19 protein-coding genes are annotated in these 22960 nt (G+C 71.8%); 9 read left to right on the top strand and 10 right to left on the bottom strand.

The genetic code is table 11. The features are described from left to right. Positions 1–2 precede the first annotated feature (2 nt). The 4 genes from CPH93_RS31695 to tdh form a co-directional block, all read right to left on the bottom strand. Positions 3–1385, bottom strand: coding sequence for a chloride channel protein (locus CPH93_RS31695; RefSeq protein WP_096214787.1), 1383 nt, complete (start codon positions 1383–1385; stop codon positions 3–5). A gap of 159 nt (positions 1386–1544) precedes the next feature. After that, the gene (locus CPH93_RS31690) at positions 1545–2453 is read right to left on the bottom strand and encodes a LysR family transcriptional regulator (protein WP_096214786.1); all 909 of its coding nucleotides are present in this window, start codon (positions 2451–2453) and stop codon (positions 1545–1547) included. Between the two features lie 35 nt (positions 2454–2488). After that, on the bottom strand, positions 2489–3682 hold the full coding sequence (locus CPH93_RS31685) for a glycine C-acetyltransferase (RefSeq protein WP_093481852.1): 1194 nt from the start codon (positions 3680–3682) through the stop codon (positions 2489–2491). Positions 3683–3733: 51 nt separating this feature from the next. Further along, the gene (tdh, locus tag CPH93_RS31680; protein ID WP_093481853.1) at positions 3734–4762 is read right to left on the bottom strand and encodes an L-threonine 3-dehydrogenase; all 1029 of its coding nucleotides are present in this window, start codon (positions 4760–4762) and stop codon (positions 3734–3736) included. Between the two features lie 516 nt (positions 4763–5278). On the opposite strand from tdh, the gene CPH93_RS31675 reads away from it, so the two are divergent. After that, positions 5279–6907 (top strand): S1 family peptidase, encoded by a 1629-nt coding sequence (locus tag CPH93_RS31675; protein WP_096214785.1) that lies wholly within the window; start codon positions 5279–5281, stop codon positions 6905–6907. Between the two features lie 148 nt (positions 6908–7055). On the opposite strand, the gene CPH93_RS31670 is transcribed toward CPH93_RS31675, so the two are convergent. Beyond that, a complete protein-coding gene (locus CPH93_RS31670) occupies positions 7056–7775 on the bottom strand; it encodes a VOC family protein (RefSeq protein WP_093488401.1) in 720 nt (239 codons plus the stop codon). A gap of 205 nt (positions 7776–7980) precedes the next feature. On the opposite strand from CPH93_RS31670, the gene CPH93_RS31665 reads away from it, so the two are divergent. The 3 genes from CPH93_RS31665 (at position 7981) to CPH93_RS31655 (ending at position 11631) form a co-directional block, all read left to right on the top strand. Continuing rightward, complete coding sequence (locus CPH93_RS31665; RefSeq protein WP_096214784.1) at positions 7981–10389, top strand: SpoIIE family protein phosphatase; 2409 nt, start codon at positions 7981–7983, stop codon at positions 10387–10389. A gap of 123 nt (positions 10390–10512) precedes the next feature. Further along, positions 10513–10704: a hypothetical protein gene (locus tag CPH93_RS31660; RefSeq protein ID WP_006606554.1), complete on the top strand. Its 192-nt coding sequence runs from the start codon at positions 10513–10515 to the stop codon at positions 10702–10704. Positions 10705–11124: 420 nt separating this feature from the next. After that, positions 11125–11631 carry a DinB family protein gene (locus tag CPH93_RS31655; RefSeq protein ID WP_093481856.1) on the top strand — a complete coding sequence of 169 codons (507 nt, stop codon included), beginning with the start codon at positions 11125–11127 and terminating at the stop codon, positions 11629–11631. Positions 11632–11717: 86 nt separating this feature from the next. Here CPH93_RS31655 and CPH93_RS31650 read toward each other — a convergent pair whose 3' ends face one another. The 3 genes from CPH93_RS31650 to CPH93_RS31640 form a co-directional block, all read right to left on the bottom strand. Continuing rightward, on the bottom strand, positions 11718–12602 hold the full coding sequence (locus CPH93_RS31650) for a GNAT family N-acetyltransferase (RefSeq protein ID WP_096214783.1): 885 nt from the start codon (positions 12600–12602) through the stop codon (positions 11718–11720). A 123-nt stretch (positions 12603–12725) separates the two neighbouring features. Next, the gene (locus CPH93_RS31645; protein ID WP_096214782.1) at positions 12726–14177 is read right to left on the bottom strand and encodes an amino acid permease; all 1452 of its coding nucleotides are present in this window, start codon (positions 14175–14177) and stop codon (positions 12726–12728) included. A 204-nt stretch (positions 14178–14381) separates the two neighbouring features. Continuing rightward, the gene (locus CPH93_RS31640) at positions 14382–15338 is read right to left on the bottom strand and encodes a hypothetical protein (protein ID WP_173909921.1); all 957 of its coding nucleotides are present in this window, start codon (positions 15336–15338) and stop codon (positions 14382–14384) included. Between the two features lie 862 nt (positions 15339–16200). Here CPH93_RS31640 and CPH93_RS31635 point away from each other — a divergent pair. Then, a complete protein-coding gene (locus tag CPH93_RS31635) occupies positions 16201–16737 on the top strand; it encodes a winged helix-turn-helix domain-containing protein (protein ID WP_231977020.1) in 537 nt (178 codons plus the stop codon). Positions 16738–16810: 73 nt separating this feature from the next. On the opposite strand, the gene CPH93_RS37065 is transcribed toward CPH93_RS31635, so the two are convergent. Together CPH93_RS37065 and CPH93_RS31625 are read right to left on the bottom strand one after the other, a co-directional pair. Further along, positions 16811–17242: a hypothetical protein gene (locus CPH93_RS37065; protein WP_231977019.1), complete on the bottom strand. Its 432-nt coding sequence runs from the start codon at positions 17240–17242 to the stop codon at positions 16811–16813. A gap of 178 nt (positions 17243–17420) precedes the next feature. After that, complete coding sequence (locus CPH93_RS31625) at positions 17421–19130, bottom strand: hydrogenase maturation protein (RefSeq protein ID WP_096214781.1); 1710 nt, start codon at positions 19128–19130, stop codon at positions 17421–17423. 356 nt (positions 19131–19486) lie between these two features. Here CPH93_RS31625 and CPH93_RS36300 point away from each other — a divergent pair, with 356 nt between their 5' ends. The 4 genes from CPH93_RS36300 (at position 19487) to CPH93_RS31610 (ending at position 22914) form a co-directional block, all read left to right on the top strand. After that, positions 19487–19642 carry a hypothetical protein gene (locus CPH93_RS36300; RefSeq protein WP_006606546.1) on the top strand — a complete coding sequence of 52 codons (156 nt, stop codon included), beginning with the start codon at positions 19487–19489 and terminating at the stop codon, positions 19640–19642. Positions 19643–19786: 144 nt separating this feature from the next. Continuing rightward, positions 19787–21061, top strand: a complete 1275-nt coding sequence (locus tag CPH93_RS31620; RefSeq protein WP_096214780.1) for a hypothetical protein — start codon at positions 19787–19789, stop codon at positions 21059–21061. Continuing rightward, entirely contained in the window at positions 21058–21573 is a 516-nt protein-coding gene (locus CPH93_RS31615; protein WP_006606544.1) for a hypothetical protein, read from the top strand. The genes CPH93_RS31620 and CPH93_RS31615 overlap by 4 nt, the downstream gene beginning before the upstream one ends. A gap of 27 nt (positions 21574–21600) precedes the next feature. Next, positions 21601–22914 carry an MFS transporter gene (locus CPH93_RS31610; RefSeq protein ID WP_096214779.1) on the top strand — a complete coding sequence of 438 codons (1314 nt, stop codon included), beginning with the start codon at positions 21601–21603 and terminating at the stop codon, positions 22912–22914. Positions 22915–22960 lie beyond the last annotated feature (46 nt).

The following is a 22960-nucleotide window of genomic DNA, read 5'->3' as shown; positions in this document are numbered from 1 at the left end:
GGTCAGGGGGTGCCCGGTGCGGTCTCAGGCGGTGCCGGGCGTGCGGGCGCGGGGGCGCTTTCCGCGGGGGCCGGAGTGAGCCGCAGCGCCACCACATAGGAGACGACCACGGCGACGATGACCAGCGGCATCACGGTCAGACCGCTGTATCCCAGCAGCAAGGTGGCCAGCAGCACCGAGGTCATCGGGAGCTTGAGCATCGCGACGCACATCGCGCCGACGCCCATCGCGAAGGCAGCGGTGAGCGACAGGCCGGGCAGATGGGACAGCACGACACCGCCCGCCGCACCGAGGAACAGCGCGGGAAAGATCGGGCCGCCTCGAAAGGCACTCAGCGACGCGCAGTACGCCAGGCCCTTGCAGAGAATCAGCATCAGCAGCGCCGTCACCGTGTAGCCGGCACTGTCATGGAACAGCGAGCCCAGCGCCGACTGGCCCGAATAGAGCATCTCGGTGGCGGACTTGCCGGTGGCCGCGGCGAAGGCCACCGCCAGGGCACCCACCACCAGTCCCATCAGCATCGTCGCCGGGACGCGATGGCGGACGACATGGCCCTTGAGGAACACCGCGAGCCGCCGTACACCGGTCGCCGCCAACGCCGCGAGCACGCCGATGACCAGCGCCCAGCCGAACTCCGGGACCGTCGGCCCCGCGGCCTTGGGGATGTCGTGCAGCGCGAGCGAGTACGTGCCCAGGCCGGTCCAGTCCCCCAGCCCGGTGAAGACGAGCGCACCGATCCCGGCCGCGAGCAGGCCGGGCACCAGCACGATCCCCAGCATCGGGCCGCCCAGCCCCGACACCTCCATCAGGAGGAACGCGCCCAGGAGCGGCGAGCCGAGCAGTGCGCTGACCGCGGCGAAGCTGCCGGCGGCGCCCACCGCGGCGGCCGCCTGGTCGGGCACCCCCCGGCGCAGCAGCCGTAGGGCGCCCGCGGCCAGGCCGCCGCCGAGGGCGATCAGCGGCGCCTCGGGGCCGAGCACCACACCGAAGCTGAGGGAGGCCAGGGCCGCGAGCACGACACCGGGAAGCGCGGAGAGCGGGGGCGCGCCGCTGAGCGACAGCCCGTCCGCCGGTTCGTGGCCGCCATGGCCCGGCAGATGACGGACGGTCAGCCCGACCAGGAGACCGGCCACCACGAGCAGCGGGACCGGCCACCAGAGCGGCGTTCCGGCGAAGCCGAGCGCCCGCGGCAGGTCGCTGTAGAGCAGCGGTTCCAGTACGTGGACCAGCGCGAGGAAGCCGAAGGCGAGGGCGCAGACCGGGAAGCCGACCACCGCCGCCACCAGCAGGAGCTTGAGATATCCGCGGCCGCGCACCGGCGCGTACGGGTCCTGCGGCACGCCGGCCTGCGCTGGGCCGACCGGGCCGGCCGGACCGACCGACATCCGCCTCGCCTCCTCGGAACCGGGGCTGCCCGGCGCCCGCCCGGGCCGCCGCCGTGACGAGCCTGCCACGGGCGGTCCGGGTCGGCATGTCCGGCGCGGCCGGCTAGGTGCCGGACGGGAGCCGTCCGTACGGCCGCGCGGCGCGCGGCGGCCGCCCCCTCACCCCTGCGGCGCCGCCGCCTCCCGCAGGGCGGCCAGGACCGGGCGGAGCAGGGGGTGGTCCTCGGCTCCGCGGCGTACCGCGGCGAAGACCCGTCGGGTGGGGGCCACGCCGTCGACGGGACGGACCACCACGCCCGTGAGGTCCATGTCGCGCAGCGCCGAGCGGGGGACGAGGGCCACCCCCGCCGCGGCCGAGGCGAGCGAGACGACGGCGCGGAAGTCGTCGGAGGAGTGCTCCAGCCGCGGCTCGAAACCGGCGTATTCGCAGGCCAGGACGACCACGTCATGGCAGGGGTTGCCGGGGTAGGGGCCGATCCAGGGGTCGCCCGCCAGATCGGCCACGGCCACCTGGGTCGCCTCCGCGAGCCGGTGGCCGGGCGGCAGGACCGCGTCGAACGGCTCGGCGTAGAGCGGGACGCGGGTCAGCCGCGGGTCGTCGGCGCGGGGCGCGCCCCGGTATTCCACGGCCACCGCCACATCGACCTGCCGGTCGAGGACCATCAGCAGGCTGGCGTCGCCCTCGGCGTCCTGGACGCGGACCCGGATGCCGGGGGCGGTACGGGCCAGCGCGGTGAGCGCGGGTGCGACGACCAGGCCGATGCCGGTGGCGAAGGCCGCGACGGTCACCGTGCCCGCCTCGCCCGAGCCGTAGGCGGCGAGCTCGGACTCGGCGCGCTCCAGCTGTGCCAGGACGGCGTTGGCGTGGGTGAGCAGGATGTCGCCCGCGGCGGTCAGCCGCACGCCGCGGGCGCTGCGCTCCACCAGTCGGTGGCCGGTCTCCTGTTCCAGGGCGGCCAGCTGCTGGGAGACCGCCGAGGGGGTGAGATAGAGCGCGGCGGCCGCGGCGGTGACCGTGCGGTGGTCGGCCACCGCACGGAGGATGTGCAGCCGTCGTGCTTCGATCATGCTTCCATTTTCGCAGGAGCGGCCCGCGGGCCGCGTCAGCCGCCGAGCGCGGCCCTCGCATCGATGAAGGCGTCGACCGCGCGGTTGACGTCCTCGGTGGAGTGCGCGGCGGACAGCTGGACCCGGATCCGTGCCTGGCCCTGCGGGACCACGGGGTAGGAGAAGCCGATGACGTAGACCCCGCGCTCCAGGAGCAGCTCCGCCATCCGGGCCGCCTCGGCCGCGTCACCGATCATGACGGGGGCGATGGCATGGTCGCCGGGGAGGACGTCGAAGCCCTCCTCGGTCATCCGGGAGCGGAACAGCGCGGTGTTGGCGTGCAGCCGCTCGCGCAGCTCGCCGGCCGACTCCAGCAGGTCGAGCACCTTCAGTGAGGCGGCGGCGATCACCGGGGCGAGCGAGTTGGAGAAGAGGTACGGGCGCGAGCGCTGGCGCAGCAGGGCGACGATCTCAGCGCGGGCCGCGACATAGCCGCCGGAGGCGCCGCCGAGGGCCTTGCCGAGGGTGCCGGTGATGATGTCGACGCGGTCCATGACGTCGTGGAGTTCGGGGGTGCCGCGGCCGCCGGGGCCGACGAAGCCGACGGCGTGCGAGTCGTCGACCATCACCATGGCGCCGTGCTGCTCGGCCAGGTCGCAGATCTCCCGCAGCGGTGCCACATAGCCGTCCATGGAGAAGACGCCGTCGGTGACGACCAGCTTGCGGCCGGCGTTCCCGGCCTCCTTCAGCTGGCGCTCCAGGTCGGCCAGGTCGCGGTTGGCGTAGCGGAAGCGGCGGGCCTTGGACAGGCGGATGCCGTCGATGATCGAGGCGTGGTTGAGGGCGTCGGAGATGACCGCGTCGTCCGGGCCGAGGAGGGTCTCGAACACGCCGCCGTTGGCGTCGAAGCAGGAGGAGTAGAGGATCGTGTCCTCCTGGCCGAGGAAGCCGGCGATCCGCTGCTCCAGCTCCTTGTGCACCTCCTGGGTGCCGCAGATGAAGCGGACCGAGGCCAGGCCGTAGCCCCAGCGGTCCAGCGCCTCGTGCGCGGCCGCGACGACCTCGGGGTGGTCGGCGAGGCCCAGGTAGTTGTTGGCACAGAAGTTGAGGACCTCGCCGGGGTTGCCTCCCGCGGTGACCCCCACGGTGGCGGACTGCGGGGTGCCGATGACCCGCTCGGGCTTGTGCAGTCCGGCGGCGCGGATCTCTTCGAGGGTGCCGCGCAGTTCCTCGCGTACGGAGTCGAACATCAGGATTTTCTCCAGGAGTTGGGGTGGACGGAGCTGGCCGGGAGAGGTGCGTCAGACGGTCCAGTCGAGGATGATCTTGCCGCTCTGGCCGCTGGCGGCGTCGTCGAAGGCGGCGTCGAAGTCCTGGTACGGATAGCGGCCGGTGATCACGGGCGCGAGGTCGAGACCGCCTTCGAGCAGCACGGACATCGCGTACCAGGTCTCGAACATCTCCCGGCCGTAGATGCCCTTGATGGTGATCATGGAGGTGACGATCCGGGACCAGTCGACCGGGAACTCCTCGGCGGGCAGGCCGAGGACGGCGATCCGGCCGCCGTGCGTCATGTTGGCGATCATGTCTTGCATCGCCTCGGGCCGGCCGGACATCTCCAGTCCGATGTCGAAGCCCTCGCGCAGGCCGAGTGCGCGCTGGCCCTCGGCGATCGGCGTCTCGGCGACGTTGACGGCCAGGCTGACGCCGACCTTGCGGGCCAGCGCGAGGCGCGCCTCGCTGACGTCCGTGATCATGACATTGCGGGCGCCGGCGTGCCGGGCGACGGCGGCGGCCATGATGCCGATCGGCCCGGCGCCGGTGATCAGCACGTCCTCGCCGACCAGCGGGAACGACAGCGCGGTGTGCACGGCGTTGCCGAACGGATCGAAGACGGCGGCGATGTCGAGGTCGACGGGGACGCGGTGCACCCAGACGTTGGTGGCGGGCAGCGCCACGTACTCGGCGAAGGCGCCGTCGCGGCCGACGCCGAGGCCGACGGTGGCGCGGCACAGATGGCGGCGGCCGGCCAGGCAGTTGCGGCACTTCCCGCAGACCAGATGGCCCTCGCCGCTGACCAGATCGCCGGCCTTGATGTCGGCCACGTCGCGGCCGGTCTCCACCACCTCGCCGACGAACTCATGGCCGATTGTCAGCGGGGTGCCGATCGACTGCTGGGCCCAGCCGTCCCAGGCGCGGATGTGCAGATCCGTGCCGCAGATGCCGGTGCGCAGCACCTTTATCAAGACATCGCCCGGGCCGATGGCCGGTTCCGGCACGTCCATGAGCCAGAGTCCCGGCTCTGCTTTCTGCTTGACCAGTGCCTTCACCGCAACGGCTCCCGTACGTACGTGACCTGCCGGGGGCACGCGCCGGCCGCCCGATCTTCGTCAGGAAATCTTCCCTACCTCGGCCGCCGGGTCCATCGAGGTTTTCTTAAGCGCGGTCACAGCTGCCCTTTACGCCCCGCTGTTTCCAGGGGTCACAGGCCTCTCACGGACCGCGGGAACCGCAGAAAATCAGCCATCGGAACCGATCATGCCCAGGTCAGCGGGGTGCCCGGCGGAGCCGTTATCCGGGCGGCCCGGGGAGGCTCCCACCGCTCTCCGGAACCACCCGCGCGGAGGCTTCCGGCTGCTCCGGACGGCCGAGGCGGGCTCGGGAGTGTAAACGTTCGCCACCGCAAGCGTCGGAATTCATCACAGCTTGAGTGGCCGTGAGACCCGGGTGCACGGGGCTACGTAGGACTGAGTGCAACCACACGGGAGCTGACGCGACGCACCGCCGCCTCCTGTGTGCCTCGTTCCTGTGCGTCCCTGGAGGTCAGTGAATTGAGCCACCGACATGTGAACAAGCGGACCGGTGCCATCGCCGGCGCCGCTGCGGTCGCCATCGCGGGCGCAGCGATCCTGCTCCCCAACGCCAATGCGAGCCAGGACCAGCCGGCGGCCCCGAAGACGCTCAGCGCCCACTCGGCCACCCAGCTCGCGACGTCCCTGAAGGCGGATCTGGGGGACCAGTCCGCCGGGTGGTACCTGGACAGCGGCAACGGCCACTTGGTCATGAACGTGCTGTCGAAGGACGACGCCGCGAGCGTCACGGCCAAGGGCGCCGTCGCCAAGGTCGTGCAGAACAGCATGACCGCGCTGAAGGCCGGTGCGAAGACGCTGCGCGACAACGCCTCGATCCCCGGCACCGCTTGGTCGATCGACCCGAAGACCAACAAGATCGTGGTGGTCGCCGACAGAACCGTCACCGGCGCGAAGATGGCCACGCTGTCCAAGACCACGGGCGGCATGGGCGCCGGCATGGTCACCGTCAAGCGGTCCCAGGGCGAGTTCAAGCGGTACGACGGTGGGGAGGCGGGAGGTGCGGCCGCCGGCGGTGCCGGGCAGGCGGCGGGCGGCGCCGGGGACTCCGGCGGGGCCGCGGCGGCCGGCGGCGCGGGCAACGCGGCGTCCGGCGGCGCGGCCAACTCCGGCGGTGCCAACTCCGGCGGCGGGCAGGCGGCCGGCGGTGCCGGCGACGCGGGCGGTGCCGGCGGCGGAGGCGGACAGGCCGCAGGGCCGGTCGGCGGCAGTGCCATCTTCGGCGGCAACGCACGCTGCTCGCTGGGCTTCAACGTCACGGTCAAGGGCGCACCCGCCTTCCTGACGGCGGGTCACTGCGGCAACGACTCCAAGACCTGGACGGCCGACCAGGGCGGCAGCCAGCCGCTGGGCACGGTCGCCGACTCCAAGTTCCCGAAGACCGACTTCGCACTGGTGAAGTACGACGACGCCGCTGCCAAGCCGGACAGCTCGGTCGACCTGGGGAACGGCAGCACCCAGAAGATCACCAAGGCCGCCGAGGCCGCCGTGGGCATGAAGGTGCAGCGCTCGGGCAGCACCACCGGCGTCCACGACGGCACCGTCACCGGCCTTGACGCGACGGTGAATTACGGCAACGGCGACATCGTCAACGGCCTGATACAGACGGACGTCTGCGCGGAGCCCGGCGACAGCGGCGGCTCGATGTTCGCCGATGACTCGGCGGTCGGCCTCACCTCGGGCGGCAGCGGCGACTGCACCCAGGGCGGCGAGACCTTCTTCCAGCCGGTGACCGACGCACTCAAGGCCACCGGAGCGGAGATCGGCGCCGGGGGCGGTGCCGCGGGCGGCGGTGACAACGGCGCCGGAGGCGACAAGGGCGCCGGCGGTGCGAATGGCGCGGGCGGTGCCAACGGCGCGGCCGGCGGCGACGCGGGCGCGGGAAACGCCGGTGCCGGCAACGCGGGGGCCGGCAGCGCCGGCGCGGGCTCGCAGGACCCGGGAGCCGTCGGCGGTGCCCAGGACCCCGGTACCGGAGCGGACGACCCGGGAGCCGGTGCGCAGGACCCCGGTACCGGAGCCCAGGACCCCGGTACGGGTGCCCAGGACCCGGGAGCCGGCGGCAGCGGTGACGCCGGCGCGGGCAGCGGTGATTCCCTGAACTGACCTCTGTAGACCCCACCGTGTCCTCGGCCCTGCCCCCTTCCACCGTGAACGGGCGCGGGGCCGATGCGCGGTGCGGGGCCTTGGCGCGGTGCGGGTCCGCTGCGCGGTGCGGCGCGGGTCCGCTGCGCGCTGCGGCGCGGCCGGAGCCTCAGGGCGACGTGATGGTGAAGAGGCCGCCGTCGGGATCGCGGACGACGGCCTGCCAGCCCCCGGCCTCGGTCGGTGTCACGGGAGTGACCGTCCCGCCGGCCTCCACCGCGGCGGCCGCCACCTTCTCGACATCACTGACCGGGAAGTGAACATGCCAGCGGGGCCGCACCCGCGGGTCCGGGGCGGACTCCACCCCACCGCCGCGCAGCGTGGCCACGGTGTGGGTGCCGTCGCGGACGATCACCTGGTCGTGCTCATAGGTCACGTCGCAGCCACCCGGCTTCCCGGAGGCCCAGCCGAAGACCTCCGCGTAGAAGATGGCCGCGGCGAAGGCGTCACGGGTGCGCAGTTCCAGACAGGCGGGCGCATTGCCCTGCCCCACCGACCAGGCCAGCGTCTGCCCTTCCCAGAAGCCGAAGGTGGCGCCGTCGCGGTCGGCGGCGAGGGCGGCGCGCCCGGGGCCGAGCTTGAGCGGGCCGACGGCGACCGTCGCCCCGCGCTCGCGGATCCGGTCCGCGGTCTCATCGGCGTTCTCCACCGCGAAATAGGACGTCCAGGCCACCGCGACCTGGAAGCTCTGGGCGAGGGCCCCGATGCCGGCCACCGGCTCCCCGTCGGCCACCGCGACGCAGAACTCCTCGCCGAGACTGGCCGGGCGGAACCGCCAGCCCAGGACCGCGGAGTAGAACTTCTGGGCGGCCTCCAGATCGTGAGCCATCAGGCTGACCCAGCACGGAGCGCCACGTACCGCGGTGACGGGGCCACGGGCCGACCTCACATCTGCCTCCTGTCGCTCACCACCCCTTCCCACTCTGCCAGCGACGGGGCAGGGCCGCACCAAGGGCGCGTCCCGGTGCAGCGCAGTTGTGCCGGTCTTGATCCGGCTCGATGCTGTAGGTACTGAACCGGGCTGGGCTGATGCCATGAACGCATGGAACGCGGCGGAGAGTGCCGACTTCCGTGGTCCCCTCGACGTCACCAGGGCGGCCACAGCGGTTCTGGATGCCCAGGACACGGTCATCGGGTGGAGCCCGACCGCCCAGAATCTGCTCGGCTACCGCCCCGAGGAGATCATCGGACGCCATCTGGAGACGCTGGTTCCGGCCGGTGACGCCTGGGCCGAGCAGTCACCGGACGCCTCGCTGAGCAGCAGCCAGTCCCGTGCGGTGCGGCACCGCGACGGCCGGCTGCTGCGGATGGCCGTGGCCATCTGCGCGCTCGCCAAGGTGCCCGACGGCGCCGGAACCGTGCCGGCCCGGGTGCTGGTGGCGGCCGAGCTGGGCGCACACCGGATGTGGGAGTCCCGCCAGGCGATGCTGCACGGTCTGGCCACCCAGTCCCCGGTGAGCCTGGGCATCTATGACTCAGAGTTGCGGCTGACCTGGGCGAACACCGCGTACATCCGAGAGGTCGGGCTGCCGTTGCGGGAGTTCCTCGGTGCCCGGGCCGACGAGCTGTATCCGGATGCCGAGTTCATGACCGACGGCTATCCGCGCACCCTCGACGCGGTGATGCACCAGGTCATCGACACCGGCGAACCGATCCTCGATCTGCACCTCGTCGGCCAACTGCCCTCCGACCCGGGTGTCGATCACGTCTGGTCCTGCGCCTACTACCGGCTGCAGAACGCCCGCGGTCAGGTGCTCGGCGTGTGCGAGGACGCCTTCGACATCACCGGCCGCTACCAGGCACAACGGCGGCTGAACCTGCTGGTGGAGGCCGGTGCCCGGATCGGCACCACGCTCGACATGACCGTCACCGCGCGGGAGATCACCGAGGTGGCGGTCCCGGACTTCGCCTCCATGGTCACCGTCGATCTGCTCGGGTCCGTACTGGACGGCGAGGAGCCGGGGAAGGCCCACGGCGGCGTGCCCACCCTGATGCGGGTCGCCGCCCGCTCCCTCCACGGCGCCTCGGACGGCCCGCCGGCGGGGCCGCACCGCGTCGAGTACCCGCCCGGCTCGCTCCAGTACCGCAGCCTGTCCTCGGGCGGGATGGTGCGCGACGAGGGCACCCTGGTCGTGCCGCTGCGGGCCGGCGGTACCCCGATGGGGCTGGTCACCTTCATCCGTGGCACCCGTCCGTCGCTCTTCGACAAGGAGGAGACCGAACTCGCCGAGGAATTGGTCATCCGCACGGCGGTGTGCCTGGACAACGCCCGCCGCTTCGCCCGGGAGCACAAGGCCGCGCTGACCCTGCAGCGCAATCTGCTGCCGCAGCATCTGCCGGCACAGTCCGCCGTCGAGCTGGCCTACCGCTATCTGCCCAGCGACGACCGGGCCGGGGTCGGCGGCGACTGGTTCGATGTCATCGGCCTGTCGGGTACCCGGGTCGGGCTGGTCGTCGGGGACGTGGTCGGCCACGGTCTCCAGGCCGCGGCGACCATGGGGCGGCTGCGGACGACCGTCCGCGCGCTGGCCCGGCTCGACTTGTCCCCCGACGAGCTGCTGAGCCGGCTGGACGATCTGGTGGGGCCGACCACGGAGGGCGCCACGGCCGCCGAGGACAGCATCCCGCCGGACGATGTGACCATCGGTGTGACCTGCCTGTATGCCGTCTATGACCCGGTGTCGCGGCGGTGCACCATGGCGCGGGCCGGCCATCTGCCGCCGGCCGTCGTCGCCCCGGACAGCGGCCTGTCCTTCCCCGCTCTGCCGGAAGGTCCGCCGCTGGGCCTGGGAGGCCTGCCGTTCGAGTCCCTGGAGATCGAGCTGCCGGCCGGCAGCCTGATCGCGCTGTTCACGGACGGGCTGGTCGAGGCCCGCGACCGGGACGTCGACGAGGGGCTGGAGATCCTGGGCCGGGTGCTGAGCGAGCACGACCGGCCGCTGGACGAGCTCTGCGACCGTGCGCTGGACGAGCTGCTGCCGGACGGGCCGGCCGCCGATGACTCGGCGCTGCTGCTGGTACGCACCCGCGAGCTGGACGCCCGGCAGGTGGCGGCCTGGGAGCTGCCCACCGAGCCCGCGGCCGCGGGCCGGGCCCGCGAGCTGGCCACCCGGCAGCTGGAGGAGTGGGGCCTGGAGGAGCTGTCCTACACCACCGAACTTGTGGTCAGCGAGCTGGTCACCAACGCCGTACGGCATGCGTCCGGGCCGCTGCACCTGCGGCTGCTGCGCGATCAGACGCTGCTGACCGAGGTGTCGGACACCGGCCACACCTCGCCGCACCTGCGGTACAGCGCCAGTGACGACGAGGGCGGGCGAGGGCTGTTCATCGTCGCGCAGCTGGTGCAGCGCTGGGGCACGCGCTACACGCCGTACGGCAAGACGATCTGGACCGAGCAGGCGTTTCCGCCGCGGTATCCGGGGGCTCCGCGGCCGGACGGCTGACCGGCCGCGGCGGTCCGGGGCCCGGACCGGCCCGGCGCACATCGTGCGGGTGTTCGGAGGCGGTCCCATGATGGAACCAAGCGAGGTCCCGGCGACCCGGCGGGCGCGGACAGAGGAGGACCTGTGACGACCAATGGCAGGGAGAAGTCGGCCGAGCGGCGGCCGGCCGAGCTGTACACCGGTAGCGAGCGGCCCTACGACCCGGAGGATCTGGTGAAGGTGTCCGGGCGCGAACCCACCCCCGCGAGCCTGGAATGGGCCAGGCGCCTGATCGCCGAGGAAGGTCCCGGCGCCATCGAGCGGTATCTGCCGTGACGGCCGGCGGCTGAGAGCGGCGGGAACGCCGGGCGGCCCGTTCCGCGGTGGGGTGTGCCATGGGCGCACCGTCCGCGGAACGGGCCGTCCGCCCCTTCCGGGAGCGTCGTGGACCCGGTCCGAGGCCGTCGTGGACCCGGAGGTACGAGTGATCCGCCGTCCCCGGGGGGCGCGAGCTGCTCTGCACCGCCCACCGTCCCTCCGGCTCCCGTAAACACCTTGCGGCGGCCCGCAGCACCCGCAAAGATCCTCTCGACCGCCGCCTGCCCGCGCCCGGACGCTCGTCCCGCCGCCCTGGCCACAGCACTTCCTCCAGGTCCTGGCCCCCGCAGACGGCGCACAGCACCGCCATCCCCTCAGCACCTTGACACCCCACCGGCCGTGCCCAGCCCGGGCACGCGCCGCGGAAAGGACCCCACCGTGACCACCGAACGCATCGCCCCGCCCGTACGCGCCGGCGAGCGGGAGACCCTGCGCTCCTTTCTGGACTTCCACCGGGCCACCCTCGCCATGAAGACCGACGGCCTGTCCGACGAGGACCTCAGGCGCCGGTCGAGCCCGCCGTCCACGCTCTCCCTGCTCGGTCTGGTGCGGCACATGGCCGAGGTGGAACGCAGCTGGTTCCGTCGGGTGATCAACGGCGAGGACCTCCCGCTGGTCTGGTCGGCCGAGGGCGACTACCAGGCGGCGTACGACGCGAGCACGGCCACCCGCGCGGAGGCGTTCGACGCCTGGCAGACCGAGGTGGCACACGCCCGCCGCATCGAGCAGGCGGCCGCCTCGCTCGACGTCACGGGCTACCAGCCCCGCTGGGACGAGCATGTCTCGCTGCGGCTCGTGATGCTGCATCTGATCCACGAGTACGCCCGCCACAACGGCCACGCGGACTTCCTGCGGGAGGCCATCGACGGGACGGTGGGTGCCTGACGAGCCGTCAGCTTCCCTACCCGGACCGGTGTTTCGGGTGGGCAAGCTGACGGGGCACGTCCCGGGGCCGGTCCGCCGGACAGCCCCTATCCGAGTTCCAGGCTGGTGACCGCGAAGGTGCGCTCCTGATCCGCCGGCGGGAGGGGGCCGTTGTACATCCGGACGGTGTGCGACTGCGGGGTCAGGCCGCGGGCGGTGGCCAGGGTGTGGGCGGCGTGCCGGGGCCCGGGGATGTCGAGGAAGACCTCGGCGGCCGGGCCGGCGGTCGCGGCGAGGGCGTCGAAGAGGGCCTCCGCGACCTCGGTGGTGTCGGCGAAGAGCGGGCCGATGCGATGGCCGGTGCGGGCCGGACGGATCACCCCGTAGCCGGCGACCGCCCCGTCGCGCAGAAACACGCGGGCGGTGTGGCCGGGGGCGCTCAGCCAGCGGGTGACGAAGGCACGGCGGTCGGCGGGGAAGCAGCGCCGGTCGTAGTCGGCCACGGCGTCGAGGTGCGCATCGGTGACGGGGACGACCTCCGGCGGCGGGGTGCCGGGGCCGGCGGGGCGTCCGCCGTACCGGACGGTCTCGTACGCGGGGGTGAACCCGGCCCGCTCGTAGGTGTGTTGCTGGGCGGGGACCGCGTCGAGGCCCACGGTCCGGGCACCGGCGTGCGGGACGGCGGCGCGCCAGGTGGCGAGTCCCAGACCCTGCCGGCGGTGGTCGGGGTGGACGAGGTAGTAGCCGAGAAACGCATAGGTGTCGGAGTAGTTGACGACCGAGACGGCGGAGACGGTCCGGCCGGCGCGGCGGCCCACGAAGAAGCCCGCGGGGTCGATGGGGTGGAAGCAGGCGGTGTCGCCGCGTCCGGGGTTCCACTCCTCGTCGGCGGCCCATTGGGCCACCTGGTGCCAGTCGTCCAACGTGGCGGTGGTGACGGTGAGTTCGCCGGTGACGGGCTGGGGGTCCGGTGCGTTTCCGAGCGTGGGCATGCCGGGAGTTCGTCCCTTCTGGTGGGGTCAGGGGGCGAGCGAACGGGGGGCGGTGCAGAGCCGGTGGCGGTGCGCGGGGCGAGCCGGAGTCAAGGTCGCGGCCCGCCCCGCGAGCCAGGTGCCCTAGATGAGGTCCATGGCCGCGACCTCGTCGGGACGGCCGTAGCTGACCGGCCCCTGGAAGCGCCGTCGGGCGGTGGCGAACCACCACACGGTGGCGATGATCAGCACCACGGCCAGCGCGAGGGGCGCGTAGTTGAACGAGGCGGGGGTGATCGGGGACGCCTGCGGCAGCATGAACAGCACATTGCTGACCAGGATCCAGACCACCGCGATCGCCGCGACGGGCTTGCCGTAGCGGCCGAGGTTCCACGGCCCGGCCTGGAAGTCGTCGAGCCGCAGCCGCAGGAAGATGGGCACGGCGTAGGCGAGGAACAGCCCGACGACATTGACGCTCACCACGGCGGTGAAGGCGGTGTGGGACCACCAGCCGGGCAGCACCAGCACCAGGGGGCAGGCCGCGGCGAGCCAGACGGCCTTGACGGGGGTGCGGGTCCGCGCGGACACCGAATGCCACCAGCGGGAACCGGGCATCGCACCGTCCCGGGAGAAGGCGAAGATCTGCCGGGTATTGCTGGTCATGTTGGCCAGACCGCAGAACAGCATGGCCCCGATGACGATCAACAGCAGGAACTTCGCGGTGCCCTGGCCCAGCGCGTCGACCAGAATCTGCACCGGCGGTGCGTCGGCACTGGCGGCATGCCCGTAGTCACGGATCGCGTACACCAGGGCGAGCATGAGGACCAGTCCGGTGAGCGCGGAGTAGCTGATCGCCCGCATGATGCCCCTGGGCGCGTTGACCGTTGCCTTCACGGTTTCTTCGGACATGTGGAAACTGCCGTCGAATCCCGTGAAGGTCCAGCTGGTGACGAGCAGGCCCAGCATTCCGCCGTACACCGCATCCGTGAAGCCGGTGTTGTTGACGAAGTGCAGCGCGAACGAAGGCGACTGATGGTCGGCGGGGATCACGGTCAGTGCGCCGACGATCACCACCATGCCGATCAGCAGCCACCACACGGAAATGCGGTTCACCACCGCAACCAGCTGCACCGTATAGGCGTTGGCCAGCGCCTGGAGAAGAAGGATGGCCGCGGTGATGCCGACCGTTTCCTGTGGCGTCGGTTGGTAGTCCGGCCACTGCATGGCGAGGAATGCCTGGATGAACGTGGCGGCGGCGAAGTTGGTGGCGGCGGTACCGCCGACCTGGCCGACGAAGTTCAGCCAGCCCGTGTACCAGGACCAGGCGCCCTGGTGGCGTTTGGCCAGCTTGCCGGCCGAGAAGTAGAGCGCGCCGCTGGTCGGATAGGCGGAGGCGATCTCGCCCATCGCGGCGCCGACGAACAGCACCATGACCGAGACGCCGATCCAGCCGAAGATCAGGACCAGCGGCCCGCCGGCGTTCATCCCGAAGCCGAAGGAGGAGAAGATTCCGGAAATGATGTTGATGATCGTGAAGGAGATGGCGAAATTGTCGAACGCGCGGAATCTGCGGGTGAGTTTCCGCGGATAGCCCATGGCGTGGAGCGTGGCGTCATCGTCGAGGGTGACGGAATCTGCCGTGTGGGGGGATTTCGAGCGAGGTGGCGACGTACGCTCGGACACAACCGAACCTTTCTGAAAAACCGGGGGAATGGGTCGGGGTGAGCTGATCGAACGGGTGGGGGGAATGAACGGTCCCGCGCGACGATGAATCCGGCGCGACCGGACACTTTTTGTGCATCAGCCGTCGTGCGGCACGGGAAGCCCGCAGGAACGTCTGGCCTTGGTCAATTGGTCCTCGGGATCACCGAATGCACTCCAGGGCATACGCGAGGCATACGGCCCCATTGCCGTGAATACTTCCCGCGCCTCGAATTCGCGATTCGCCATGAACAGTGCATGTGCCAGATACGCCAGATCCAGCACCGGCGTGTAACGGTAATCGGCAACCCGCGGGAACCAGTTGCGGTAGATGCCCATTGCGGTGGTGATCCACTGGGGCTGCTCCCAGGTGCGGTCCGCAAGCAGCGCGGACGGGTTGTAGTCCTCGACCAGCGCCACCAGCGGCAGCAGCCGCAGCGGCGAGTCGGCCGGGGCCCGCTGGCTCAGGAACGCGGCAACGTCCCAGCTCGCGCTGGACGAACCGCCGTAGCGGGTGAAGAAGAACGACAGGAAGCGGTGGTGTGCCTCCCGGTGCCAGGGCGCCAGCCGGAGGATGTGGGCGAAGAGGTACCAGGGGCCGGGCGGCGCGGTGAGCAGCCCCTGCGGCGCCGGGTCCAGCGGGCGGTCCAGGCGGGCCAGTGCCAGCTGGGCGACCCACGGCGTGGGGTCGTCGGGGAGCAGCTTCGCGGCCCGCTCACACGCCGTCTGCGCTATCCGCGCCAGGGCGCCCTGGCGCCGGTCGCCGGCGTCGGCCATGCGCAGGGCGCGGAGCATCGCCACCCGGGCCCAGAGCAACGCCGCCTCCGGGCCGGGCTCTTCGGCCAGCCAGCGTTCCGCCAGGTCGGAGTCGGCCGCCACGGACGCCAGCACCAGCGACCGGTGGGCCCGCACCTCGTAATCCTCCCGGGCTTCCTGCAGCACCTCGTGCGCGCTCAAGTACCGTCCAGTTCTGACGTCCATACACGCGTGCGCCAGCGCCCGGTCATTGGCTGCTGGACTCCACACGTACTGTCCCTCGAATGAGCCGGCCGCCATGGTCCCCTCCCGGTCACGAAGGCGTCATCCCCCATCGCATTCCAGCCGTGCCGAATTCAGCTGGATCGCCGCCACGGGTCAAGTGACAGCGGCCACACCCTACTCACCCTCAACTCCCCGCGAAAACAAGCCGCCTGGAATATCTGGTTCCGCACCTTTTAGCCTATCGATGAAATTGAAAAGAGAACAACTTCTCGGGAGGACCTCCCGAACCTCTCCACTTTGACGCACCGTTAGTTACAGTGCATTTATTTGGCATATTCACACGTTCACGACATCTCCACAACTGAACATCGACGCTTATTACTCCTCCGTATCATGTATGGCAAGGGTGCCCCGCGCAGTTCGGCCCAGCCGGGGCCGGGACTCCACCCCCTGCGGGCCCGGAGCGCGCCGGGGAACGCCACGGAGGCAGCGCAAGCGGAAGGGGCTTGACGTCCCCCGTCGCGCCCGGCCGGTACGCACAGGCCTCCCCACCACGCCGGACGGGGCGGGGCGGCGGGCCGTCGCGCCCAACGGGCCGGGCCGCCATCCGAGTTGGTGGCACGAATCACAAAGTCGGCTCAAGAGCAACCGAATTCGCGGAAGCTACTTTCCGGAACCGCTCGATCACATGTAGCGTTCATCCGGACCGGAGGCCGTGACTTCGCACCACGTCATGGCTGGGTACGGGCATGGGCGCGAGCGTTCTCGCGGTACGAACGGAGCGATCGTCCCCGCTGGGCGCACCTACAGCAGACGCGCCCGGTTGCCGCACCGCCGGACCGCGTCGCGATCGCTGCGTCGCCTCAGCACCCTGAACGTCGAGCACCGCCATGTCTGTCCGTACACGCCTGCTTTGCAAGAGGAATGGGCCCAGATCATGTTTATGAACTCCTCGACGACCCCGCTTGCGTTACGACAGGACGCCGGCCCCGGGCAGCCGCCCATGGCCGGGCCGGGCGACGAGCCGCCGCTGGCGGTCGACCGGCTCCCCGACGGCACGTGGCAACTGACCCTGCACGACCTGGAACCGGTCTCGGTGCACCGGCTGCCGTCGGACGAGGTCCACATCATCCTGGCGCCACCGCGCGACGAACCCGCCCCCGATGCCGCACCCGCCGCCCGGCCCCGGCCGGAGCCGATCCGGATCGACACCGCGGCCCGCACCGTCTTCGCCAGAGGGCGCCAGCTGGAGCTGCCCCGGCTGGAATTCGATCTGCTCGCCCACCTGGTGCGGCATCCCCAGCGCACCTTCACCCGGGAGCAGCTGATGGCCGCCGTCTGGCCCAGCTGCCAGTCCAGCAACCGTACGGTCGATGTCCATATCGCGCGGGTGCGCCGGCGGCTGGGGCCCGGCCCGCGCGACGCCATCACCACGGTGTTCGGCATCGGCTACAAGTACCAGCCCACCCCGTAGGACCGCTGCCGCACCGGCGCACAGCAAAGGGCCGGTGGCCGACGGGTGTCGGCCACCGGCCTTGGGACGCAGCTCAGCAGACCGGCAGCGGGTCGGTCTCGCTGGAGATGTCGGTGTCCTTCATCCAGCCCCACGCCCCGTTGTCGGCCTGGGTCCACTCCCACCGGTTCGGGTGCGGGCCGCCGACGTGGCCGCCGTTGTCGCTGCGGCAGACGAACCAGGACGGGTTGGAGTTCATGTAGCCGACGACCGTCGTGCTGCCGGGCTGGTAGACGGGCGCCCCGCGCCTGTTGTTGCACCACCAGTGGCTGCCGCTGTACCAGCAGGCGTTGGCCAGGCCGTGCGTGGCGTGGTGGGCGCCGGCGGCCGGGCGGGCCTTGACCGGTCCGTGGGCCGCCGGGGCCGGCGGGCCGTCGGCCCGGGTGGCGGCAACGGACGTACCGGACAGGGCGAGTGCCGCGGCCGCGGCCCCCATCACGGCGACGGCGGAGATCCTGCGGATCATGTGGAGTCCTTCCCCCGGAGATGTTCCGTGTGGTCCGAGCCCGGACGACTGCCCGCGCTCGGGCTCCACCATGGCGGGGACCGGCCCCTGCGGCGAGGCATTTCGGTGCTCGCCGAAAAGGTCGGGGCATATCACCTCATGTCCTGGTAGTCGCGCCTCATGTCCGGGCAGGCGTGTCTCATGTCCCGGCAGGCGCGGCGGAGTTCAGATGGGCGGGGGTGCCGGACGGCTCCTTGCGTACGAAGGCCCGGCGCAGCGCGTGATAGGGCTGCTCCGGGTCGAAGAAGATGCGGTGCATACGCGCCAGTTCGTCCTCGCGGTAGGCAGCGAGCGGCCGGTCCGCCTCGTCGCGTTCCCGGTCGGCCTTCTTCGCGGCGATCCGGGCCTGGGTCGAGGCCGCTGACGCCAGGCGGACGGCGAGGTGGGCGGTCTGCGCGGCGAAGTCCTGCGCGGCACAGTCGAGGATCCGGTCGACCAGGCCGAGCCGCGCCCCGGTCGCCGCGGTGAGCGGCAGGGCGCGGGTGGTGAGCTGCTCGGCGACCTCGGGGCCCGTACGGCGGGGCAGGGTGTAGGTCCAGTACTCCGAGCCGTAGAGCCCCATCAGCCGGTAGTGGGGGTTGAGCACGACGGAGGAGCGGCACCACACCTCGTCCGCGGCGAGGGCCAGCATCGCCCCGCCGGCCGCGGCGTTGCCGCCGAGCGCGGCGACCACCAGCCGGTCGGTGGTGGTCAGGACGGCCTGCACCAGGTCGTCCATGGCGTTGAGGTTGGCCCAGGATTCCCCGGCGGGGTCGTCGGCGGCCTCGATGACGTTCAGGTGGATGCCGTTGGAGAAGAAGTCCCGGCGGCCGCCGAGGACCAGCACGGACGTCGGCCGGGAGCAGGCGTGGCGGTAGGCGGTGAGCAGGCGCCGGCAGTGGTCGGTGCTCATCGCGCCGCCGGGGAAGGAGAACTCCAGGAAACCGGCCGGGCCGTCCTCGCGGTAGCGGATGTCGGCCCAGGTGCGGGGGCCGTCGCCGGGGCCGAGCGGGGCCGGGACCTCGGGGAGCGGCGGGAGGCGGTCGCCCAGTGCCAGAGTGGCGGGCAGCTTGACGGTGCCGGGCTCCCCCGGGGTGCGGGGCGGGCGCAGTTCCGGGATCCACACCGCGCCGTCGGCCGTCGCCCGGCAGATCGCGCCGCACCGGGTGGCGAGCAGTTCGCCCGGCCGGCCGGTCAGGGTGTCCTCGGGGTGGCCGCCGTGCAGATACCAGATGTCGCCGAGGAGTTCGTCCCGTACGCCGGGCTGTGAGTCGGCGGCGCGCAGCGTGCGGACGACGGTGTCGGTCGGGTCGCGGCGCCAGTCGATGCGGCGCGCTTCCTGGCGGAGCGGCGGCCGGGGGTGGCCGGTTTTCGCGGCGGCGGGGAGGGCGGCCTGTGGCTGCGGGCGATGGGTGCCGGACGCCACCCGGGCGACGGCCGTCAGGACCGCCTCGACCGCGGCGTCGGCGATCTCGTTGCGGTACAGATCGCTCTTGCCCACAGCGGGGACGGGGCACTCGGCCGAGGCCCAGATGTCACCGGCGTCCATCTCGTCATTGGCCTGCAGGACGGTGACGCCCCACCGGTCCGCGCCCAGCTGCACCGCCCAGTCCACCGAGGACGGGCCCCGGTCGCCGACGGGGCCGGGGTGCACGATCAGACAGGGCCGGGCGGACCACACCTCCCGGGGGACGGCCGTCTTGAGCATCGGCGCCACGATCAGGTCGGGGGCACGGCGCTGGACGACCTCGGCGAGCGGTGTCTCCCGGGTCACCAGCTCCACGCTCACCTGGTGTCCGCGGTCGCCGAGTTCGGCGTACACGCGCTGCGTCAGGCTGTTGAACGCGCCGGCGATGAGCAGAATGCGCACGGCAGACTCCCCTGGAGCTGGAACCGATGGGCGGGTGGCTGATCGTGAGCGTTCCCCGCCCGCGGCCGCGGGGCTCCGGCTGCGTGTCCGGGTCACCCGATCGACGGCCGCCGTGCGGCGCAATGCGGGGCCGGCGGGCGGCGACCCAGGTACGAGCTGACGGCCCGTCACTTAGTTCCACCGTTGCTCATCTCGACGAAATCCCGCCAAAGTTGGCGCGCCGGACACTCTTCCCCACCCCAGCGGCATTGCCCTTCATTGACATTTACTTGGTCATACTTTTACCTTCGGTGGTGCCGGCATCGGTGCAGGTCAGCACCTGTACCACCCGTCTACCGCACTCATCGGAGGTTCCCGTGGAGCAGCTCATCAAGAAGATGGCCCAGGACGGCGTCTGGCAGAACTGGCTCGCCGCCAACTCTGCACAGCAGGCGGCGAAGAACGGCTGCATCAGCGCGGCGCCGAAGTCCGGCTGCATAAGCGCCGCCCCCAAGGCCGGCTGTATTTCCTGACCCTGCGCCACCGAGGTGCCCGGGAGCGGGCCGGCGAGAACCTCCTGCCCGCCGGCCAAACGGCCGCTCCCGGGCACCGCCCCTTCCGGGCCCCGCCCGACCCCCCCTGTGGGGCATCGCATTCCGAAAAGTGACGAGGATTCCATGGATGGGCAGCCGACCCCCGAGGTCATCGAGCAGATCCGCGACATACCGATCTATCGCGAGTCGCTGGCGAAGGGCCACTTCCCCGTGCTCGACAAACCGGAAATCGCGCGCGGCTTCCCCGACAACTGGATGACTCCCCGGCTGGCCGCGGCGCTGGAATCCGGAGACGCGGAGTTCGTCCTCTCCACCGGCACCCACCACGCCCGGATGCAGATCATCCGGCCCCCGTATTTCCTGCTGCACTCCTACTACCAGCTGTGGCGCACGCACCCCGATATCGGCGACACCTGGGAGTCGGGCTGCCGGCGGGTCTCGCTGACGACGGTGCTGGCCACGGAACACGTGGCCCGGGTCAATGCCGCACGGCGCGGCGCCGACCCGGAGCCGGTGCCCGCCCTCGACGACCGGTGGCTCGACGAACGGACCTGCTATCTCAATCTGCGGCTCGACCCGGCGCTGTGGGAGCGCACGGAGGTGGTGCGGATGCTCAAGGAGATCCAGGACGCCCGGCAGGCGCATCCGCGCGGCTGGTACCACCTCGACTGCTCCGGGTATCACCTGGCGCATCTGCTGCGGAAGGTCGGAGAATGGGGGCTGTGGGACGACTTCCCGCCGCCCGCCAGCATCATCCACGCCTATGAATACACCCCGGCGAACGTCCGGCGTTTTCTGCACCAGCACTTCGCCTGCCCGGTCATCGACCTGTTCGGCAGCACCGAACTCGGCTATCTCTACTTCAGCGACCGCCGTGGCACCTATTGGCCACATCTCGACAAGATGACCGTCGAACTCCACCCGGTCGCGCCCGACAGCACCCTCTACGAGCTCACCGTCTCCAGTGTCCGCAACCCCTATATGCCGCTGATCCGGTACCGCTCGGGCGACTGTGTGCGCACCCTGGACGGCACCCCGGACCCGGGAAAGATCTCCCAATTCAGCGGCCGGCAGAAGGAATTGCTGAGCACACCGGACGGACCCGTCGCACAGGGCGACCTCGACCGGTGCATCGCCGAGGTATCACCGCACGTCTTCGTCTACCAATTGCAGCTGACCGGCGATGCGGAAGCACGCCTGGCGTACACGACCTTCCAGGGCACGCCCCTCGGCCCCGACCGGGCCGCGGCGCTGGCGGAAGCGATCGGCGCACTGACCGGCCGGCGCTGCCGCACCGAGCACCGCGGGCACCTGCCCATCGGGAAGTCGGGAAAGTACGCCTGGCTCACGACCGCCACCGCACCGGACGACGTCCCCTCCCGGACAGGAGAAGCATGACCAGCCAGCCGTGGATATCCGCCGGCGATCTCAAGCAACTGCTCGGTGAGGCGCTGCACACCGAAGTGGTGACGCATTTCGCGGACAAGAGCGACGCACCACGGGAATACGTGGAGCGCCAGGTCACCGAATGCCTGCGCTATCTGTATCTCGTCTCCCGGCACCATGACCAACTCGGCGGCCTGTTCCTGCCGGTCGAGCAGGACATCGACGAGATCTGGCACTACCTCATTCTGCAGACCCGTGAATACCGGGAGCTGTGCGGGCAACGGCTGCCGGGGCACTTCTTCATCGAACACCGCAGCATCGCCTACGAGGACTACCAGCAGGAGCCGGGCCGGGAGCAGGCACTCGAAGAGGCCCTGCGCTGGATCCCCTTGTACTGCCGGGAATTCGGCCCCTTCGACGAGGGAGCGCTGCCGCACTGGACGATCGTGCGCTTCCTCCATGAGCAGATGGGGCTGTCCCTCGATGAGATCGCCGCGCTGGAACCCATGGCGGCGCCGGCCTAGGCCGGCGCCCTCGAACCGAAAGGAATCATGAGGGCATCCCACGGTGTGCCGGCCCCCCGAGAGGTGCCGGAACAGCGCCGGATTCTGGCGGTCCTGGTCTTCTCCCAGATCCTCAGCGGCGCGGGCCTCGCCGCCGGCATCACCGTCGGCGCACTGCTCGCCGAGGAGATGCTCGGCTCGACCGGTCTGGCGGGCGTGCCCAGTGCGCTGTTCACCGCCGGGGCCGCGCTCGGCGCCGTCGGCATCGGCCGGCTCTGCCGGAGCCACGGCCGGCGCCCCGGGCTCGCGCTCGGTTACGCCGTCGGGGCGCTCGGCAGCCTCGGGGTCGTGGCGGCCGCCGCCCTCGGCAGCGCGCTGTTGCTGTTCGTGGCCCTGCTGGTCTACGGGGCGGGCACCGCCACCAATCTGATGGCCCGCTATGCGGGGGCCGACCTGGCGACGCCCGCGCGGCGCGGGCGGGCGGTGAGCACGGTGCTCTTCGCCACCACGCTCGGCGCGGTGGTCGGCCCCAACCTGGTGGCACTAACCGGAGAGGTGGCCCACTCCTGGGGCATCCCCCGGCTCGCCGGGCCCTTCCTGCTGGCGGTCGCCGCGTTCGGGGCGGCCGCGGTGGCCCTGGCCGCGCTGCTGCGGCCCGATCCGCTGCGGCTGGCCGAGCAGCTGGCCGCGGCGGCACGGGACGACGGCGCGGCCGAGGGCCCCGCGGAGGGGGACGCCGGCCGGACGGACGCGTCCGGGCACCGGCTTGGGGTGGCCGTCGGCACCACGGTCATGGTCCTCACCCAGCTCGTGATGATCGCGATCATGACGATGACGCCCGTCCACATGCAGGCACACGGCCACGGCACCCAGGCGGCGGGGCTGGTCATCGCGCTCCATGTCGGTGCGATGTTCCTGCCCTCCCCGCTCACCGGTCTGCTCGTCGACCGGCTCGGCCGGCGGTGGATCGCCGGCGCTTCCGGGGTGACGCTGGCGGCCGCCGGGGCGCTCGCCGCCCTGGCACCGCCGCACTCGGTTCCCGCGCTCGCCGCGGCGCTGGTGCTGCTCGGCCTCGGCTGGAACTTCGGACTGGTCAGCGGCACCGCCCTGGTCATCGACGCGCTGCCGCCGGCCCGACGCGCCTCGGGCCAGGGGCTGGTGGACGTCGGGATCGCCCTCGCGGGTGCGGTCGGGGGCATGTCCTCGGGGCTGGTCGTCGTCCTGGGCGGCTACCGGACGCTGGCGCTGGCCGGCGGGCTGCTGGCGCTGGCGGTGATACCCGTCCTCGGGTGGGCGGCCCGCCGGCCGGCACCCGCCCCCACCGCCGCGCCGGCACCCCGTACGGAAGCGGAACGGACGTGAACGGCCGCGCGGCCCGCGGACGTTCCCGGCGGCGAATTCGGCAGAT

This window comes from Streptomyces sp. 2323.1 (genome assembly GCF_900221035.1).
Lineage (GTDB): Bacteria > Actinomycetota > Actinomycetes > Streptomycetales > Streptomycetaceae > Streptomyces > Streptomyces sioyaensis.
The sequence above is the reverse complement of the archived record's forward strand: the minus strand, read 5'-3'. Positions and strand labels throughout refer to the sequence as shown.

Excerpts from the sequence above, each read along its gene's own strand:
- CPH93_RS31685 (WP_093481852.1), bottom strand. The coding sequence starts at position 3,682 with ATGTTCGACTCCGTACGCGAGGAACTGCGCGGCACCCTCGAAGAGATC.
- CPH93_RS31615 (WP_006606544.1), top strand. The coding sequence starts at position 21,058 with ATGACCAGCCAGCCGTGGATATCCGCCGGCGATCTCAAGCAACTGCTC.
- CPH93_RS31690 (WP_096214786.1), bottom strand. The coding sequence starts at position 2,453 with ATGATCGAAGCACGACGGCTGCACATCCTCCGTGCGGTGGCCGACCAC.
- CPH93_RS31650 (WP_096214783.1), bottom strand. The coding sequence starts at position 12,602 with ATGCCCACGCTCGGAAACGCACCGGACCCCCAGCCCGTCACCGGCGAA.
- CPH93_RS31640 (WP_173909921.1), bottom strand. The coding sequence starts at position 15,338 with ATGGCGGCCGGCTCATTCGAGGGACAGTACGTGTGGAGTCCAGCAGCC.
- CPH93_RS31620 (WP_096214780.1), top strand. The coding sequence starts at position 19,787 with ATGGATGGGCAGCCGACCCCCGAGGTCATCGAGCAGATCCGCGACATA.
- CPH93_RS31645 (WP_096214782.1), bottom strand. The coding sequence starts at position 14,177 with ATGGGCTATCCGCGGAAACTCACCCGCAGATTCCGCGCGTTCGACAAT.
- CPH93_RS31610 (WP_096214779.1), top strand. The coding sequence starts at position 21,601 with ATGAGGGCATCCCACGGTGTGCCGGCCCCCCGAGAGGTGCCGGAACAG.
- CPH93_RS31695 (WP_096214787.1), bottom strand. The coding sequence starts at position 1,385 with ATGTCGGTCGGTCCGGCCGGCCCGGTCGGCCCAGCGCAGGCCGGCGTG.
- CPH93_RS31665 (WP_096214784.1), top strand. The coding sequence starts at position 7,981 with ATGAACGCATGGAACGCGGCGGAGAGTGCCGACTTCCGTGGTCCCCTC.
- CPH93_RS31635 (WP_231977020.1), top strand. The coding sequence starts at position 16,201 with ATGTTTATGAACTCCTCGACGACCCCGCTTGCGTTACGACAGGACGCC.
- CPH93_RS31670 (WP_093488401.1), bottom strand. The coding sequence starts at position 7,775 with ATGGCTCACGATCTGGAGGCCGCCCAGAAGTTCTACTCCGCGGTCCTG.
- CPH93_RS37065 (WP_231977019.1), bottom strand. The coding sequence starts at position 17,242 with ATGATCCGCAGGATCTCCGCCGTCGCCGTGATGGGGGCCGCGGCCGCG.